Source organism: Agrobacterium sp. MCAB5, from assembly GCF_052114365.1.
Lineage (GTDB): Bacteria > Pseudomonadota > Alphaproteobacteria > Rhizobiales > Rhizobiaceae > Agrobacterium > Agrobacterium tumefaciens.
The window spans coordinates 1-410 of record NZ_JBFREP010000310.1; the positions used below are offsets into that span (position 1 = coordinate 1).

The window sequence follows — 410 nt, forward strand, 5'->3', positions numbered from 1 at the left end:
TTCACGAACGACGCGAAGCCAGTTTTTCAAGGGCAACGGCAGATAGGTTCGAAGGCCCGGCCTCAAACCGGCGGGAATAGACCAGTCCTCCATCCTGAGCACTGTTGACAGGCCAGGACGGTCGTTCAGTGTCATAGTGATGACTTCGTTGTAGCGTGCGGCCATCCGTTCGATGCTGAAGCGGTTCAGGACCATTTCCTTTCCCGCGATCGACATCCGCTCGAGAAGGTCGCGATCGGCATGCAAGCGCGCGATCGCATTGGCCGCTGCCGTATAATTGCCGATCGGGAACAGGAAGCCGTTTCGGCCCGGCTCGACAATCGTGTCCGTCACGCCGCGGATATGAGACACGACCGGGACGCAGCCGCCGGCCATTGCCTCGATCATCGTCATGCCAAGCCCCTCGAAGC

At 60.0% G+C, this 410-nt stretch carries 1 protein-coding gene; it reads right to left on the reverse strand.

Annotated elements, in window-relative coordinates:
- Positions 1-393, reverse strand: a 393-nt coding sequence (locus AB4Z23_RS28770; RefSeq protein WP_441361349.1) for a glycosyltransferase, incomplete at its 3' end; no start/stop codon positions are given.
- Positions 394-410: the final 17 nt, after the last annotated feature.